The organism is Roseovarius sp. THAF9, from assembly GCF_009363715.1.
Lineage (GTDB): Bacteria > Pseudomonadota > Alphaproteobacteria > Rhodobacterales > Rhodobacteraceae > Roseovarius.
On sequence record NZ_CP045404.1, the window covers coordinates 3638174 to 3654757 of the forward strand.

Genomic DNA, 16584 nt, shown 5'->3' on the forward strand with positions numbered 1-16584 from the left:
TGCCCGCCTTTGCCCCCTTGCTCGTGACGAGGACCTCTGATGGAACGTCTCCAAGCCGCAATTGAGAAGGCCCGCGCACAGCGCGACAAGACCGAAACCGGCGCTCCGAGGTTTCGAAAAAAGCCGGCGGCGCCCCCAAAAACCGGACAAAGCGACACCGACCGACCCGAGTGGGAGGCCCTTGAGGCGCTGCAGATCGACCGCAAGTGGTTATTGCGCAACAGGGTGACGACATACGAACACGACGCCGAAAGCGCACCATTCGATCTTCTGCGCACCCGGATGCTCCAGCAGGCGCATGACAACGGATGGCGGCGCATCGGCCTCGTGTCGCCTCATGCCGGCTGCGGCAAGTCCACCGTCACAGTGAACCTCGCATTCAGCCTCGCGAGACACAGGGATATCTATTCGCTGGTGCTGGATTTCGACCTACGCCGCAAAGGTATGACGAATGTGCTTGGCCAGTTTCCATCTCTTGGCACGGCTGACGCGTTGCGGCGAGAGGCCGATTTCTCCGATGTGGCGCGTCGTTTCGGACCCAATGTGGCCTTCGGCCTCAACAGCGAGCGACGGGTTCAGGACCCGTCCGAAATCCTGCAAAGCAGCATGACGGCCGAGTTTCTCGAAAAGATCGAAACCAAGTACCAGCCGGATATTGTTCTATTCGATCTCCCGCCGATCATGGACAGCGACGACAACTTTGGTTTTCTTAAAAACGTGGATTGCGCTCTAATCGTCATAGCAGCGGAAAAAACGCCGATGTCCCAGATCGACGTCGCAGAGCGCCACGTGGCCGAACTCACGAACGTGATGGGACTGGTACTCAACAAGTGCCGCTACCCATCGAAAACCCAGGGTCACGTTTACGGCAAATACTGACAATGGCCTGCCTCCGCGAGATAGCGGTTCGAATCGCGGTCCTGATTTGGCCTACTAGGTGCGCTGACTGCGTCATCTCGCGGAAATTGATGTCCAGAGATTTCTATGACGATCCGGCAAAAAGGCACGGCTTCGCCGAAAAAAAACGGATATCGGCGGATTTCCATCGCGTGCGGCGGTTGCCGCCACATTGGCCGCATTTTTGACACACATTAAGCTTAGTTTTCGCGTGACATGTTTACCGGTGTGCACTAACTCGCCTTTAAGGTTTGTTAAGGATTAGTACGTAATCTACGCCCAGTAGAGGCGCTCAACCGGAGACGTAATGACCTTAGGATACATCATCATCGGCATCGTTTCGGGGCTCGTGGCGTCGGCTTTTGCACTCTTTAGCGGCGAGTCAATTCCCGCAGCCTTCGGAATTTACGTCGGTGTCGGTATCCTGATGACCTTGATAGGCCCGCTATTGATGATTTTGCGCGAAATAATCAGAAAACGTATTACCCATGCGTCATCTTCACGCATTGCACAATCTCCTGCTTGGTCGGTTCACCGCGTATCAGCGAGCACGACGAAGCGTCGCTAAGCGAGAAACTCGGGCACACTGACCGATCCCCTCGCACGCCAATCCATCACCCACCGCAGGTCGAACGCACTGGGGCTTTCGCTGGTGCCCATGTCCCGCGCCGGATGCGCCCGCCAAATCTCCCACGAAACCTACCGCTTCGTGATGTAGCGTTTGCTCAATCATTGGAAGTAGCAACGGATACGACGGAAAGTGGAGGGTTTTTACAGTCGCGACAATCACTCCGCGCGCATTCAAGCCTCGTCGGCCTCACCAGGCGAGGGTCTCACCAAAGGTCAGAAAAGGACCAAGCTCTCGACAAAGATATCTAAAGCGTCCGACTGGAGAAGGTCAGCGAGCGGAGCCAAGACTTATCGATCGGCCCTACAGATCACCTGCCGCATCGAAAACCGGCTTAAAGCTGTTGCTGAGTGCGATCGCACCGGTATTCGTGACGTGGTTGTTGTCGAAATAGAAAATCTCTGAACCCTGCAACGCGCTACACTTGTCTCCGGAACAGAGCCGCGGCCAGATGTCGATGATCGGAACGCCGAGGTCCGCCAAGATTGCATCGACCGACGCATTGCGTTCTTTCAGCTCCCTCCGACTCGTCGTCGCAATGGTGTTTGTCACATCCCGCAACGTCATTTGCCCGTAGACCAGAGCGCGCGCCATTTCCCTCGCCCCGAAATCAAAGATTTCGGGAGCCTGCCGCAGAACGAACGTCTCAGCACCGGCATCCGACAGGCGCTGTATCGTTTCCCCAAAAGCCTGCACAAGCAACTCTGGCGCGGTTTCGCCGGAAATGCGCGCACCGGGCGCAGGTGACAGGCTGATCCGGTTTTGCGCATCGGCCCCGATGCCGCGGCCATCGGCGTAGTAGGTCCACCGAGCCAGAAGGAGCGCTGCATCAATCGATCCGGGCAGCTTGCTCAGAACCTCATCCATGGCTTGATTGCTCTGCGTACACGCGGCGTCCTCAAAGGCGGTGGCCGCCTTTTCGGTCTTGCTCAGGCCGAGAAGCGGCGGGCATCCCGCGCGCCAGATCAAAATACCCGGCACGTCCTCCTGAAACGCAAGATGTTCAAGACCCTCCTTGAAGGCCCGCGCGTGGCTGTCTCCCCAGATCAGCACCCGGGGGGCTCCCTCCGGACCGATCGGGCAGATCTCGATGCCGGAAAAGGCGCCCTCGCTCGGCGTGTGACATCGGCTCCAGTCCTGTAGGAAATCCCGTGTGGCGAGGATAGCAGGGCGTTCAGTGGGGCCAAAACGCTCGATAAGTCCGTCTTTTGAATAGAGCACGAACCCGACGCCCAGCACCACTGCCGACGCTGCCAGATACCCCGAAAAAAGAGGTATTGCACGGATGCTGCTACGCCGGACCGGGTTTTCCACCAATTTCAGAGACAGCCAGGCAACCGCAACGGAGATGGCAATCAGCACAACAGACATCCCAAGGCCCAGAGCATCACCGGTGTAATACTTCGCCAGGGTCACGATCGGCCAGTGCCACAAATAAAGGGAATAAGAGATCGCCCCGAAGAACAGAAACACCGGTGTCGTCAGGACACGGTTCACCGGATTGGCCTGCTTGCCGTTCGCAATCATCAGGACGGTGCCTGCAACCGGCAACAGCGCCAGCGCTCCAGGAAAGGCGTCTCCCGGTTCCAGCATCAAGACAGCCAACAGGATCAGCGCGAGGCCAGCCCAGCTGACCCAGGCACCGATCTCCCATTTGAACCCGCTCTCGCGCCCATAGATGGCCAAAAGCACGCCCGCCAGAAGCTCCCACGCCCGAAAAGGAAACAAGTAGAAGGCTGTCGTAGCGGATGTTTCTGTGACTACGATACAGGCCGCAAGGGAAACAAGACCGATCGTCGACAGTACCCATGGCAAGGCTGTCCGGGCCCGCGCCAGAAGCAAGAGAAAGAGAGGCAGGAAGAGGTAAAACTGCTCTTCGACGGCGAGTGACCAGGTATGCAGGAGTACCCGTTCTTCGCCCAGCACGTCGAAATAACCGGCGCTCCGCCAGAACAGGACGTTGGACAGGTAAACCGTGGCCGCGATCAATTCCTTGCCGAATTCGCGGAACTCGAAGGGCAGCAGAATAAACCAAGCGGCGATAAAGCTTGCGAATGCCATCACGTAGTAGGCGGGCGCAAGCCTGCGGACACGACGCAGGAAAAACCGCCCCAATCGAATACGACCGGTCTCGCGAAGCTCGTCCCACAGGATTCCACCGATCAGAAACCCCGAGATTACGAAAAAGACATCCACCCCGACGAAACCGCCTTGGAGACCTGCAAGATTGAAGTGAAAAAGTACGACCGGAATGATCGCAATCGCGCGCAATCCGTCTATCTCGGCCCGATATCCGTGAATCATGAACTTATCAATCGATCCAAGACAACCTTCGTTGCGGCAGCGCTTTGCAAACACAAAGACAATTCCGGCCCGTATTATCTGAGCTTTATCACCACTCGTTTCAGCAGGCTAACTTTTTTGGCGCCTATCCGCAGCCGATGTGCAGACAAGACACAGTCGCAAACGCGTTCTGGAAATCCCGTCTGCAATGGACCGAACAGGCACCTTGAGAAATCTATTGCGAGTCACCTTGTCCGGACTTGGGCCAGTTCCGTTCAGTTCATTTGAGTGAGGGCTGACAATCCCTCGGGTTTGCCCACCTCTCTGTGAAAGTCATCAAGCGTTGATCGTTAGTGGCCGAATGCCATCACCAGAAGGCCCGCCACGATCAGAGATAGACCGACAACTCTTGCTATTGTTAGCGTTTCACCAAGAAACAGCACAGCAGACGCGGCCACCATGACGAAGCTCATCGCGACAAAAGGATAGGCGAGCGACAGATCGATCCGCTTGAGCGCAAACAACCAAAGCACTGTGCCCACCCCATAGGCTGCCAGCCCGGCAAGCACACCTGGCGACGTCAAGAGACTGACGGCCTTTAACAGGGTCGAGGCGCCTTCGGCGAAATGCGCCTGCCCGACACCCGCTTTGAAAAGGGTCTGGCCAAGCGCCGACAGCGAAACACTGGCGAAAATAAGCGTAAAGGCGGCGATCGTCATTGCAGTATAGGCTCCAAGGATACGTAGCGGGCGAGAATGACCAGCAAAAGCATCAGGCCGAGAGAGATACGGCTGATCTTGTCCTTGAAGGCAAAGAGAACCGGATCGTCATGCACCTTACCGCGACTGGCCCACATCCAAATACGATATGTCCAAAACATGAGCAGAGGAATGATCAGCCACAGCAAGTCCTTTCCGGAATAGGTCAGACGGACGTCCGGGTGCATGAGGTATTGAGATAGCGTCAGCAGGCTGAGCGCCGCCGTGGTGATTCCAAAACTCTGAACCACCGACAGTTCCTCGCGCCAGTAGTTCCGGCTGGGAAGCTTTTCGGCATCCTTCATTTTGAACAGTTCGATGTAACGTTTCAAATAGGCGAGACTGACGAAGAAGAAAAAAGAAAAGGTCAGCAGCCAAGGGCTGATCAGGATTCCGGTCGCCAGACCGCCCGCGACCACGCGAACCGTAAAGAGCAGACCCAGCACGATCACATCGATGGTCGAAAGCGACTTGAGCACAAAGGTATAGGTCATCGTCATCACAAGGTAGGAGAGCAACCCCATACCGAACCCAAAGCCTATCCCCCAGAATCCTGCCAAAAGCGCGCCACCGATCAGCGCCACGGCCACCTTGACGCCGGTCAGGGGCGTCACTACGCCAGCTGCAAACGGACGGTTGCGTTTGCGCGGATGCTGCCGATCGGCCTCTATATCAAAGAGATCGTTGATCAGATAGGTGCCGGATGTCAGAGCCGAAAACACAACGAAAGCGGCACAGGCCAGGGCCACGGTTTTCAGATCGCCATAGGCATGGGCAAAGAGAACCGGGATGAAGACCAAAACGTTCTTCACCCATTGATGCGGCCGCATCGCCTTGATCAGGCCGCGCCGCGTATCAGGCTTGTCCTGCACAAGGACTGTCAGGGCATCGCCCGCCTGTTTCGACGCGTCATATGCCTTACCCGTCGGATTGACAAAGCCGCGTCCCGCAGCCGCCTGCCAGATCGGCAAATCGGCGTCGCTGTCGCCCAGATATTCAAAAGGCGCATCGCCGCAATCGCGCTTGATGGCCGCGAGTTTAACCTTGCCTTTCTGGTTCGCACCGGGCTCAGTGGCAATCACCGCGTCAAAAACACCGAGGTGATCGGCCACGGCGTGCGCAACCTTGGCATCCGCGGCCGTGGCCAGAACGACGCGCCGTCCCTCGGCCCGGGCCTCGGCGAGATAGTCGACAACTTCCGCATTGTAGGGCAGACGCGCGGCATCCAGCAGCGCATGGTCGGCAGAGACGCGCTTGATTTGCGTTACATCACGGTTCATCGCGGCACGAAGAAGTGCTCTGATGCCGTCCGGTTTCCTCAGGGTTGCAATAAGCATTTCCTGTGCCGCATCAGACCGGATGAGCGTTCCGTCGAGATCTACATAAAGAGGCATGGCAGCCGGGCTTTTAGCCTGCTTTGTCGGCAAAGCGTGGTCCTGGGCAGACATGTTCATCTCCATCCCAAGAGCGCAAGGCATCTGCTGTGAACACCTGGGTATTGTGACCATTCTCGCGTGCGGCTATCAATAAAAGGCAATTTTGCTCTCGAATTCAGATTTCAAATGCGTTTCTTGCTTAAACACAAACCTGCGATCCTCCTAACTATTTTCCCGTGCGCGGCACTTTTTTTGCTTGCTTTTGTCCTTCGTGCACTGGGCGTCGACTATGGCTATTTCCATGGCGACGAGAGGATCTCGGATGCCGCCAAGGTGCTGACGGGGGATCTGATTCCGGGACAGCACTTCTACCCGCCGTTCATAAACTACGTGAACGGAATCGCTTTTGGAGCCCTCTTTGCCGTCGGCCTTCCTTTCGGGTGGTGGGATGGCGTCGGATCCTTTCGTGCGCAGTACTTCGACGATCCTACGGTATTCTACGTCACCGCCAGGCTGGTCACGGCGGCTTTCGGTGCGCTTTTGGCACCGATCTTCTACCTCTGCGCGCGCCGAATCGGTCTGGCCCCGGGTACCTCGCTGATCACAGGGTTGCTGGCGGCGCTTTTTCCGCTGGCGGTCTACCAGTCTCATATCGCAAAGGGCGATGTTGCGATGGCGACGTTTATCGTGGCAGCCATCGCCGCGACGCTGGCGCGCGTCGGCACAGACCGTCCGTTCCGCTGGGACGCGCTCTTCGGTCTTGCTGTGGTACTGGCCCTAAGCTTCAAGCATTCCGCCGTGTTCGTGCTTGCGCCGCTTGCTCTCGGACACCTGCTCATCTTGGGCTTTCGCGAGGGCGCGCGTGCCGCCGGGCTGGCTTTCTTGCGAGGTATCATCGTGGTGTTGATCCTCTGGCCAATCCTAAACATCGGCACCATTTTGGACTTCAAAACCTTCCTCGAGTACCAGCAAATTCAGTCGGTTATGTCCATTCGTGGCAACGATGGACCGTTGAGCGGTGTCGCAACCCTGGCCGCACGACTGCCTCATCTCGTGCTTGGGCTAACCCCGGTCTTTGGTCTTGTCGCCTTGGTGTTTCCCGTTTGTCTGCTCGCACCGATAATTGCGCGGCGATTCAAGCCACACCTGCTAATGATCTGGCTCGCCTTGATGATCGGCACGCTCAGCACGGCGGTTCTGGTTGGTCCGCGACAGCCCGAGCACCTCTGGATCGGCAACTTCGCTGGGTTCCTCCTTTTGGCCGGGCTGGGTCTGGCCGGGTTGCTTTCCGGCGTGCGATCCGGCCTTCGCCCTGTGGTCACGGTTCTGATCATCGCGGGGGTCGGTCTTGCGACCTTGGGTGCCGCACGTCCGATCATGCAGGCCATCGCAGACCCGGTCTATCTTGAGACTGATGACATTCTGCGCGACCGGTATGTCGGTACACGGGTGCTCAGCATGGTCGAAACGGACATACCGATCAAGGAGGCTGCCCGCGATATGCAGATCGCTCGCTGGGAGCGACTGGCCGAGAAGTACCAAGTGACATTACCTGACATGGCCGAGGAACGGTTGCAAAAGACTGAGGCGCCTGACGCTCAGTTCATCTTTCCCATGCCAGTTGCGATGTACGGGCTAGAGCACGTCGATGAGGACGCCGAAGACTACACCGTTCAAGCCCATGCCTGGCCCTTGCAGTCACAGGAATGGCAGTTGGACTACTGGCTGAAACAAGGGTTTACCGTGGTGATCCTCAAGGATCTCGACTACATGCGCAACGAGGTCTCCTCGCAGCTCATCCGTGCCTTTGCAGAAGAACTGGTCGGGCGCTGCACGATCGTCGACAGTATCGAGCCGAGAAAGCCACTTTTTCTCGAACGAGAGATCAGCGTCTTCGAATGTGCCGAGGCAGACGATAATGCGAGTGGCTGACGCTTTGCGCGACGGCTTTGGGTCGCTGAAAGACACGCCCTTGTACACGGCATGAATGTGAGAAATTTCTCGATCCCGCCAAAGCGGGTGGCGTCGGCCAAGTGCCGTATTGACGCCTGCGACGACGTGAGATGCTTCTGAGTGTTTGGTGGCGATACGGTCGGTCAGCGCATCACCGGCAATCTGCCGGGCACAGCGTGGTCGGCTGTTATAGGCATAGAAACCGCTGCGGGACGCCCCCGGCGTGCGCGACATCAACTGGATCAAATACGCGGCTTGGGTCGCGGTCAAGAACTTGAAGACCTCCGCGATGTCACATCGTTTTGTGCAAACCACGCCGCAGCCTTTGACAAGATATCTCGTTCTTGGCGCAGCTGCTTCACCTCGCGCCGCAACTGACGCGACCCTTCCAGCTCAGCGCCTGTCAGGCGGTCATCACGTTCACCATCCTCAGCTTCCGCCTGCTTGGCCCAGTCATGAATCGTGCCAGCGCAGGGTTCGTACTCCGCGCCAGGCATTCAACACTGCGCTCAGCTCGCGCTAGTGCAACCAATTGCTCCCTAAATCCCGTCGGGTGCGGATTCCTCGTTCTCGGTATGAAAAACACACTCCCTCATCAGGGAAAAAGTGTCCACGAAACCGGGGGAACTCCATAACTGCATCACCATCTTCCGCTAAACACAGCGAAGAGGCCGAACCTTTGCAGAGCGAGGCAAGCAAGGACCGGAACGGCGATACCTGCGCCCAGCCCCGCGACTATGTGTATGCCCAGATCCTCCACACCGGCAGAGTAGAGCGCGCGCCGGGTCGCCGAGGTTGCAAAGACGTGCCAGAGATAAATGTAGAATGTATAGGGTGCTATGCGTTTGACAAACGGCAGGTACGCCGAAACGAGCAGGCAGAGGAACACAAGCGGCAGGCCAATCAGAAAACCCGCGGGATGTGGCATCAGCAGGACGCCCCCGGTCCGGTCGAACACCAGATAGGCGAAGACTATGCCTGCGAGCGACGTGGCGCCGATCACGATCAGGGTAAGCCCGGGCCGCTGCGCCAAGGTCGCGATCTTGTCGCTCAGCAGGATGCCCAAGGCATAGAATGGACCCAACACCAGGATGCCGTTAATCGACAGGATATTGGTCCCGAAAAGCCACGGCATCGCGATTGGCAACACCACGAGCGCAGAAAGTGCGATAAACCGCAGACGCTCCGGAAGCCGCATCGCGGCATAGACAACAACCACGAGGAGGATCAGGGTCTGGATGAACCAGAAATGCTCGTAGGGGTACAGGAATACATCGGCCAGTCCGGGAGGATGCGCGCCGGAACTGCGGCCGATTGCACTGACCAGACCCGCGAATGCCAGCATGCTCAGCACCGTGGGCACGATGAGCGTCTTGAACGTTGACTGGGCGAAGTTAGCTGGCCGCATTGCGGCTGTTCCCAGAAGGGCGAAGGACCAGCCGGAGACAAAGGCGAAGAGTGGCATCTTGAAATAGTTGGCGAACTCGTTGAAGAGCCGCATCGGATGATCACCCGGCAGGTGCAATCCGCTCTCGGGCGTGTCACCGATCACATGCGCCAACACGACAAGAAACGCGCATGCGGCGCGCGCGGCCATCTGGTCGAATTTCAGAGACCAGCCGTCAGAGCCTGCGGCCTGCGCAAGCTCACGAACTGTCGCTGTATGCCAATCGCCTGGATCGTGGCCAAGACTTTGTTCCAGAGCGAGGCTCAACTCGACATAGTCGAGGGACGTCCCGCCAACCGACTCCAGTGTCGTGTCCGGCGTAATCTTCGCGCGGGGAAACTGCCGCTCGAACAACGCGATGACGGTGTCCAGACGAGTTGCCGCGCGGACGCGGGCAGGGGGCATGTCTGATGCAGGAGCATTGTCTTCCGACGCGGCCATGAGCGTCTCGCGCAAAGCTTTACGGCGAACCTTGTTGGTTTGGGTGCGGGGGATGTGGTCGATCTCGCTGACCTGCACCGCGCCTTTCAGCGCGGGATGGATGTCTGTCAGAACTGTTTCGGCGATCTCTTTCAGTGTCTCCAACTCGAGTCCCGCATCCGGTTCGGTTGCGACCAGAACCTTTTCGCCTCGCAACGGATCGGAAAAAGGTGTGACCGCGACGCGGGTCGGGTCAGGAACAACGGCATGCAGCTTCTGCTCAATTGCTTCCGACGAGACTTTGACGCCAGACACATTGATCACGTCATCGGCACGTCCCAGAAACCACAACTGGCCATCCCGGAATTCGCCAAGATCGTTTGACTGATACCACCCGTCCATATCCGTCAAATCGCGCTGTTCGCCTTGTTCCAAGGCATAAGAGGCCACGTGGGGTCCGCGGATCCGGATGCGGCCATCCGGCGCCAGCGCGAGCTCTACCTCGCCGTAGGCATGACCAACGCCGCCGAGAGCCTCGCCTGTCGTCTCGGACACGATCTGAAACGTGGTGCGCGATGCCTCGGTCATGCCGTAATGCATGACAATGCGAGCATTCGGGAAGATCTCGCAAAGGGCCGCCTTTTCTTCCGGCGCCATGTACTGACTGCCAATTTCGATCCAGCGCAACCGCGCGCCGCATTGATCGAAGAGTTCCGGGTTGCGCAGGACGAGGCGCAGCAGGGTTGGAACCGCAGACAGCGCATTGACCTTCCCATCCCTCAGCATCGCTGCGAAGTCGGTCAGGCTGAAACCCTTTTCTGGGATGTAGGCCGCTCCGCCCGCGCGACACACGGCGCGGCAGCGACCAAAACCGAAAGAGTAGTAGACCGGGACACCGATATACTCGCGGATGGTTTCATCAACTTCCATTACGTCGTTCAGTCGGCTGACGGTATCCGACAAAGCCCGATGAGAGATTGCGATGCCCTTGGGCGTGCCTTCTGTCCCGGACGTAAAGGTGATCTGCGCTATACTGTCAGGCGGGTACTCACCAAAAGATCGCTGCAGCCAGCCACCGCCCGACCGGGGTGACTCAACCGAGGTCAAACTGATCTGCGGCGGCATCTGAAGTGCGGGATCGTTGATCGGAACGACGATCGCCCCTGAATCGTAGAGATCAAAGATCGTCTCGACGTAGGCCGGCGCATTGACAGCCTTGACACCAACATAGGGTCGCGCGGTCTCTTGGTATGCTTTGACGGTCAAAGGTCCCTCTGAAATTCTCTTGGATGCCCTAATCGGTGAAATTCTGCGCGCACCGCGTCAACGGTTCTTGTGCGTGGAACGAAAAGCTCCTGAAAAACCAGAACTGACACCTAAAAAATAACACTATAAAAATAGGCTTGTCACAAATACCAAGACTCCTGTTTCTCGAATTGAAAAGCCCTTCGAGCGCAAACCTGCCTTCTTGTGGCAGCACTGACAACTTATTTTTGTTCCACGACTGCGAGTATTTTCGAGCCCAACTCGGACTCGGACCGACAAAGGCGAAGAACTTTTCGCAGTGTCGCGACTAATGAAGGCGAGGTGATCTCGAATGAGGTTACCAGATCGAGCCTCGGCGCCACGTGTCAGGACCTTTCCCGAAAACTGTCGCCACGGAGGTTTGCGCCAGCGCGCATCATTGTGGGCATCGTTTCGAGTCTATGGGGTTTCCGGTTCGTCGCATTCACTCACGTTTCGCAATGCCACTCTCAAAGCTGAAAGCTCCAGCTTCACCGAATTGGCGCACGGAGTTTTATCGGCTTGTTTGAGGCGCTCGGCGACGTCTGCGACTTGTTCACACCCTAGGAGTGCTAGAACTACTTTCGCCAGGTCGGATACGCTACAACGTGAAATGGAACCGCTTTAGAAGACATGAAAACAAGCGGATCCCATCGATGCCAGATGCAAGAAAGCTCCACAAAAGGCCGGATAGATTGACGCATCCAATGCTGTAGGTGCCGTCGCCCCGAAAACACCTTGTGCAGGGGGCGTCCATAGCTCCACTCCTTTGAAGCCGCGATGCGCCTGAAAGCCTCCGTTGCTCAAACCGCTGAATCTGCCCGGTGGGCGCTGACGTCAGACAAGGTAGCTGACGTCAGACAAGGTGAAGGGTCCGATCAGAAGATGAAGTCGCTGGCATCCAGGTCGCTGAGGGACACGTTGTTGAGGATGATCAGGTTGCCGTTTCCGGTATCGATTTCAACATTGGCGCCCGCTTGCGTGGCCGCGCCGCTTGTGGTCGAACCCAAGTTCAGATCCGCCAGCGACGTGATCGAGGTGACCGCCTGAAGGTCGATCTTTTCCAGAGCGTTGAGTGCGTCGAAATCGCCCACCGTGTCCACACCGTGGCCGTCCTGGAAGACGAAGGTGTCGGCGTTGAAATCCCCGAACATCAGGTCGTTGCCCGCGCCGCCGTCGATCGTGTCAAAGCCGGCATTCGCGCCGATGCGATCGTCGCCGCCGCCGGCCTCGATCAGGTCATCGCCGGTCTGGCCGAAGAAGGTGGTACTGTCATCGCCACCGCGCATCGTATCGTTGCCCGAGCCGCCGAACTGGCCGCCGAAGCCTTCGTAGTCTTCCAGCAGATCGTCCCCGGCGCCGCCGAACAGCCGGTCAAAGCCGGCTTCGCCGTTCAGCGTGTCGTTGCCGTCTTCGCCGTAAATGTTGTCGGCCTGGGCGCCGCCATGGATCTCGTCATCGCCGGTGCCGCCCTGCAGCAGGTCAAAGCCGTCGCCGCCAAAGATCGTGTCGTTGCCAGCGCCGCCTTCGACACCGTCCACCGACGCGCCGAAGTTGAAGCCTGCGTCGATCCAGTCGTCGCCGTCCCCGCCAAAGAGACGGTCCGAGCCCAACCCGCCAAGCAGCGTGTCGTTGCCTGCGTCACCATGGATCTGGTCTGCGCCGTCGCCGCCATCAAGGTGGTCCTGGTCGTTGCCACCGCTCAGGAAGTCGGCCTGATTTTCGCCAAAAAGCGTATCGTTGCCGTCGCCGCCGAAAATCGAGTCGAACCCGGTGCCGCCCAGCAGGCTGTCGTTGCCGCCATTGCCGTTGAGCGTATCATTGCCGCCTTCCCCCTGCAGAACCTCGTCGGCGTCATTGCCGTTGAGCGTATCATTGCCGCCGTCACCCTGCAGAACGCCGGTGCCTGCGCCGCCGTCGATTCCCATCTCGTTGCCGATCGCCGTGACGATGTCAGCGTAATTCGCGCGCACCAGCGGGTGCACATCCGCAGGGATGTTGTAATCAGCCGGTGGCAGCGAACCGAACGTGTCGACATACGTCACCAGGCTCGCCAGGAAGTATTTCGTCGGCGTTCCGTGCGGGGCGTCATCCTCGTAGAGGTCAGTGGGCGACAGCTGGTTGAGGGGACTTTGGGTAAGCAGCGTGGACAGAACCGTTGCGACCGGGATCATCTTGATCTCGACATCCGGCCGGGCCGCCTGCAACGCGCTCATATACTCTGTGTACCAGTCGTTATACTCGCCCAGGTTATAGGCGTAATAGTCTGCGAGCTCCTGCGCGGAAGGCGGAAAAGATCCGGAAACGAATGGGCCCATGTCTGCCCAGCCCTGATAGATCAGGATCTCGACTCCCGGTTCGGCCGCGGTCACGTAGTCGATTATATCGAGCGTGGATTGCACGGGCGAGCCGTTACCATCCCAGTAGGACTCGGTCGGCCCGCGCCACTGGACATAGTTCAGAGGATTGATCTGGACGGACGTGAAATCCGCGTCCGCAAAGCTGATGTCGCTGTCCGGGCTCCAGGCGCTGGTCACGCCGTCGAAAGTCCAGTTGGCCTCAGGGCCAGAATTCTCGAAGTCGCGAAGGAAACTATACATACCCGACATCGCGTAGGTATTGCCATCTTGCGCGGCAAGACGCGCGAGCCAATAGGGGGTCGAGGTCAGGTCCGTGCCTTGACCCCATTCGTGGTTCACCAAGCTGTTGCCAACCACGTAACTGCGCACATCCGAAACTGGCGTCGGAGCAGGTTCTACCGGTGTCAAATCCTCTCTCACGTTCACCGTCACGCTGGCAGTGGATTCGGCGCCGCTCGGGTCGGCGATGGTATAGGTAAACGTATCAGTCCCGGTAAAACCATCATCGGGGGTGTATCGGACCTGACCATTATCAATAAGAACCTGTCCGTTAGCGGCTGCTCCAACGCTGTCAATGACAAGTGCGTCGCCATCGGGATCGCTGTCGTCGGCAAGAACGTCGATCAGAACGGTGTTGCCTTCAACCACCGCGGCAGCATCGTCCCGTGCCGCAGGAGCACCATTGGCCGGCGGTTCCACGGGATCGACGGGATCGACTGGGTCCACGGGATCCACAGGGTCGACAGGGTCGACAGGATTTCCCGGCGCGTTGAGCATCTGGTCGAGCGACAGGACGTCGCCGTTCTCAAACACGAACTCCTCGATATTGATTACGTATTTCTGACCACTGAATCCGGAAATGATATATCCGTCGCCCGACGCCGTGATGGCATAGTTCTCGGGCGCGCCGCGCAGCAGCAATGTATCTTGACCGTCTCCGCCGTTGACGCCGTCATCGCCGTCTCCGACCATGAACCCATCGTCGCCTGCGCCGCCGGCAAGGAAGTCTTCCGCATCCGTACCCACGATGATGTCGTCACCAGATGTACCGGTTTCCGTGACACCCTGAAGATAGGCCGGGTTTGCGCTGGCGCCCCACCAAGTCGAGGCGTTTTCCATTTGGTCGAAAATGTAGTCCGCTCGCGGATTGGTGTCGTTGAGACTGTCGAGAAGCCCCCAGGAGCCCCATTGCGATGCCGGCTCTACGTCAACGAACTGCATGAAGGCGCCGTCTGAGACCTCGGTCCATCCATCCCACAACTGTTGATAAAGCGCCGCCATCTCCGGCCCGCGCACGTAGTCTGTGAAGAACTGGGTCAGGGTCTCGATCTGAGCTTGTGAAAGGCCGCTTACAGCAAAACTGTGATGCACATGCTGGCCGCCTTCATATGCGACGAGCCCCATTCCGTAATTCTCTGCGATCGATTCCATCTCGCGCAGCGAAGAGATCACGTTGGGAATTGACGTATCCCTGAGATAGGCGGTAAGCCACTCGTTTGCGTCGATATTGGGATCCTGGATCGCATTGATCAATTGTGTACGCGTCGAGTCGTCGACCACGACACCGACACCAAAATAGGTCGTGGCGGCAAGTTCCTCGAAAACGGTTGCCGGGTCGATGAAGCCTGCCGGATCATTCGCCTGCCAGCCTGAACCGGACAGGATCTGATCCGCCAACCAAGGGTTGTCTTGCTGTGCACCAAGCACGTTTACAAGCGTCGGCGCGTCGGAGTTTTCCGCAAACACGTCTTCCCAGATCCGACCGACCTCGGTCGCGCGCATGATATGATAATTCTGATAGCCGAGATAGGATGTGTCGCCCCACTCCGCCGCAGCCTGATCGCGCAGCCATCCGGCCTGCTCGAAGGCCCAATTCCATGTTTCGTTCGAATACTCGACTCTCGCTGTAAGGTCCGGATCGAGATTGTCCCGTACGTATTCGGCAAATCGACGCACATAATCGTCATCGGCCATGTGCGGAATGTTGAACCACGGATCAACACCGGCCTCGTTCGCAAGTCGAACCATGACTTCAACGGGAGCATCACCGGACCATGTGTAGTTGTTCAGTGCGGTCTGATCGTCCCAAGTCACCCTGTGGGAATTGTTCGTTTCCATCCAGTCCATGAATCGGAATTCACGCGAGTCAGCAAAAAGAGCCAGCCAGTCCGGGTTGAACATCGCGCCAGCTTCGAAGAGCTCAAGATGTTCTTCGCGGACAATCGAGATGTCGCGGATATAGTCGCCGGTGTTGTTCGGATCTGTTTCAAGGATATCCATCAACAGCGTGCCGCCGTTGAAATCGAACGTGATCTGGCCGTTTTCCTGGCTGATCACGTTGGCACCGCTAATATTGATGGTGCCTTCGCCCTCATACTGAAGAACGTAGGTGCCGCCTGCGTCATCGGCCATCGCTCCGCTCATATCCCAAGCGGACCCGATCCGGTCGAGTTCGTCAGGAATGGCGGTGGGCCAGCCGTTCTCGTCCAGGTAGCCCCCTGCCTCGAGGTCGCTTTCCCCCCAGCCGCCCCAGCGGCCTGGCTCATGGCCGATCCACGTCCGCATCACTTTGGTGATATCCAAGAACGGCATCTGTCCCGAAAAATCGGAGATACTGGACAGACCGAAAGAAACGGCCGGATCGTCGTTACCTTGTGCCGACATGTCCGTGGCAAAAAGGTTGTTGATCGTCGCTTGCGAGATCGCCATGTTTAAAGTCCTTCACGTATTCGGTTGCCGGGCAAATACCCGGTTTCTTTTGTGCTTTTTGGGCGAAGGTGTGGTAAAATTCGGCACCTCTGCCCGGTTTCCGCCGCATTTACACATGTACATAGAGGGTAAGGAGGCGCCGTTCAGAGACGCAGGCGCACCAGTCCCGTGCGCCGGAAATCGCGTTAAGCGACCAGCGTACCCCACACTGTTTACGAACTGTGAACGTTACTGCTTATCCACGTTTATTGATCACGAGTGGTTATCGAACTGCTATATGAAAATAAAACTAACGTGAATCGGTCTCCGCTCGAGCGGCGTGAAATCGCTCAATTGCCGTTGCGCCGGAGGCACAAACTTGCCTCTTGATCGCGTGGCTTTGCATGACGACGTGTTACGGAATTTGCGTGCTGCGGCGGTCACTGAACCCCAGCCCGGAGTCCTGGCACACGTTAGGACTTTGGGAAGT

8 protein-coding genes are annotated in these 16584 nt (G+C 57.8%); 3 read left to right on the forward strand and 5 right to left on the reverse strand.

Annotated elements, in window-relative coordinates:
• Positions 1 to 225: 225 nt before the first annotated feature.
• Positions 226 to 879, forward strand: a complete 654-nt coding sequence (locus tag FIU86_RS17890; protein WP_172977547.1) for a CpsD/CapB family tyrosine-protein kinase — start codon at positions 226 to 228, stop codon at positions 877 to 879.
• Between the two features lie 325 nt (positions 880 to 1204).
• Positions 1205 to 1465, forward strand: a complete 261-nt coding sequence (locus tag FIU86_RS17895; RefSeq protein WP_152476322.1) for a hypothetical protein — start codon at positions 1205 to 1207, stop codon at positions 1463 to 1465.
• Between the two features lie 363 nt (positions 1466 to 1828).
• Here FIU86_RS17895 and FIU86_RS17900 read toward each other — a convergent pair whose 3' ends face one another.
• The 3 genes from FIU86_RS17900 to FIU86_RS17910 all read right to left on the reverse strand — a co-directional run bounded on the left by FIU86_RS17900 (position 1829) and on the right by FIU86_RS17910 (position 6014).
• Positions 1829 to 3829, reverse strand: coding sequence for an acyltransferase family protein (locus tag FIU86_RS17900; RefSeq protein ID WP_152476323.1), 2001 nt, complete (start codon positions 3827 to 3829; stop codon positions 1829 to 1831).
• Positions 3830 to 4158: 329 nt separating this feature from the next.
• Positions 4159 to 4527, reverse strand: a complete 369-nt coding sequence (locus FIU86_RS17905; protein WP_152476324.1) for an EamA family transporter — start codon at positions 4525 to 4527, stop codon at positions 4159 to 4161.
• The gene (locus FIU86_RS17910; RefSeq protein WP_172977548.1) at positions 4524 to 6014 is read right to left on the reverse strand and encodes a UbiA family prenyltransferase; all 1491 of its coding nucleotides are present in this window, start codon (positions 6012 to 6014) and stop codon (positions 4524 to 4526) included. The genes FIU86_RS17905 and FIU86_RS17910 overlap by 4 nt, the downstream gene beginning before the upstream one ends.
• 114 nt (positions 6015 to 6128) lie before the next feature.
• Between FIU86_RS17910 and FIU86_RS17915 the strand changes: the two genes are divergently transcribed.
• A complete protein-coding gene (locus FIU86_RS17915) occupies positions 6129 to 7874 on the forward strand; it encodes a glycosyltransferase family 39 protein (protein ID WP_152476326.1) in 1746 nt (581 codons plus the stop codon).
• Positions 7875 to 8535: 661 nt separating this feature from the next.
• Here FIU86_RS17915 and FIU86_RS17920 read toward each other — a convergent pair.
• Positions 8536 to 10887 (reverse strand): acyltransferase family protein, encoded by a 2352-nt coding sequence (locus FIU86_RS17920; protein WP_172977549.1) that lies wholly within the window; start codon positions 10885 to 10887, stop codon positions 8536 to 8538.
• A 1037-nt stretch (positions 10888 to 11924) separates the two neighbouring features.
• On the reverse strand, positions 11925 to 16115 hold the full coding sequence (locus tag FIU86_RS23050; protein WP_152476328.1) for an Ig-like domain-containing protein: 4191 nt from the start codon (positions 16113 to 16115) through the stop codon (positions 11925 to 11927).
• Between the last annotated feature and the right edge of the window lie 469 nt (positions 16116 to 16584).

Bases quoted from the DNA above. Each gene is read 5' to 3' on its own strand.
- FIU86_RS17915 (WP_152476326.1), top strand. From the start codon at position 6,129: ATGCGTTTCTTGCTTAAACACAAACCTGCGATCCTCCTAACTATTTTC.
- FIU86_RS23050 (WP_152476328.1), bottom strand. From the start codon at position 16,115: ATGGCGATCTCGCAAGCGACGATCAACAACCTTTTTGCCACGGACATG.
- FIU86_RS17900 (WP_152476323.1), bottom strand. From the start codon at position 3,829: ATGATTCACGGATATCGGGCCGAGATAGACGGATTGCGCGCGATTGCG.
- FIU86_RS17905 (WP_152476324.1), bottom strand. From the start codon at position 4,527: ATGACGATCGCCGCCTTTACGCTTATTTTCGCCAGTGTTTCGCTGTCG.
- FIU86_RS17920 (WP_172977549.1), bottom strand. From the start codon at position 10,887: ATGCCGCCGCAGATCAGTTTGACCTCGGTTGAGTCACCCCGGTCGGGC.
- FIU86_RS17895 (WP_152476322.1), top strand. From the start codon at position 1,205: ATGACCTTAGGATACATCATCATCGGCATCGTTTCGGGGCTCGTGGCG.
- FIU86_RS17910 (WP_172977548.1), bottom strand. From the start codon at position 6,014: ATGTCTGCCCAGGACCACGCTTTGCCGACAAAGCAGGCTAAAAGCCCG.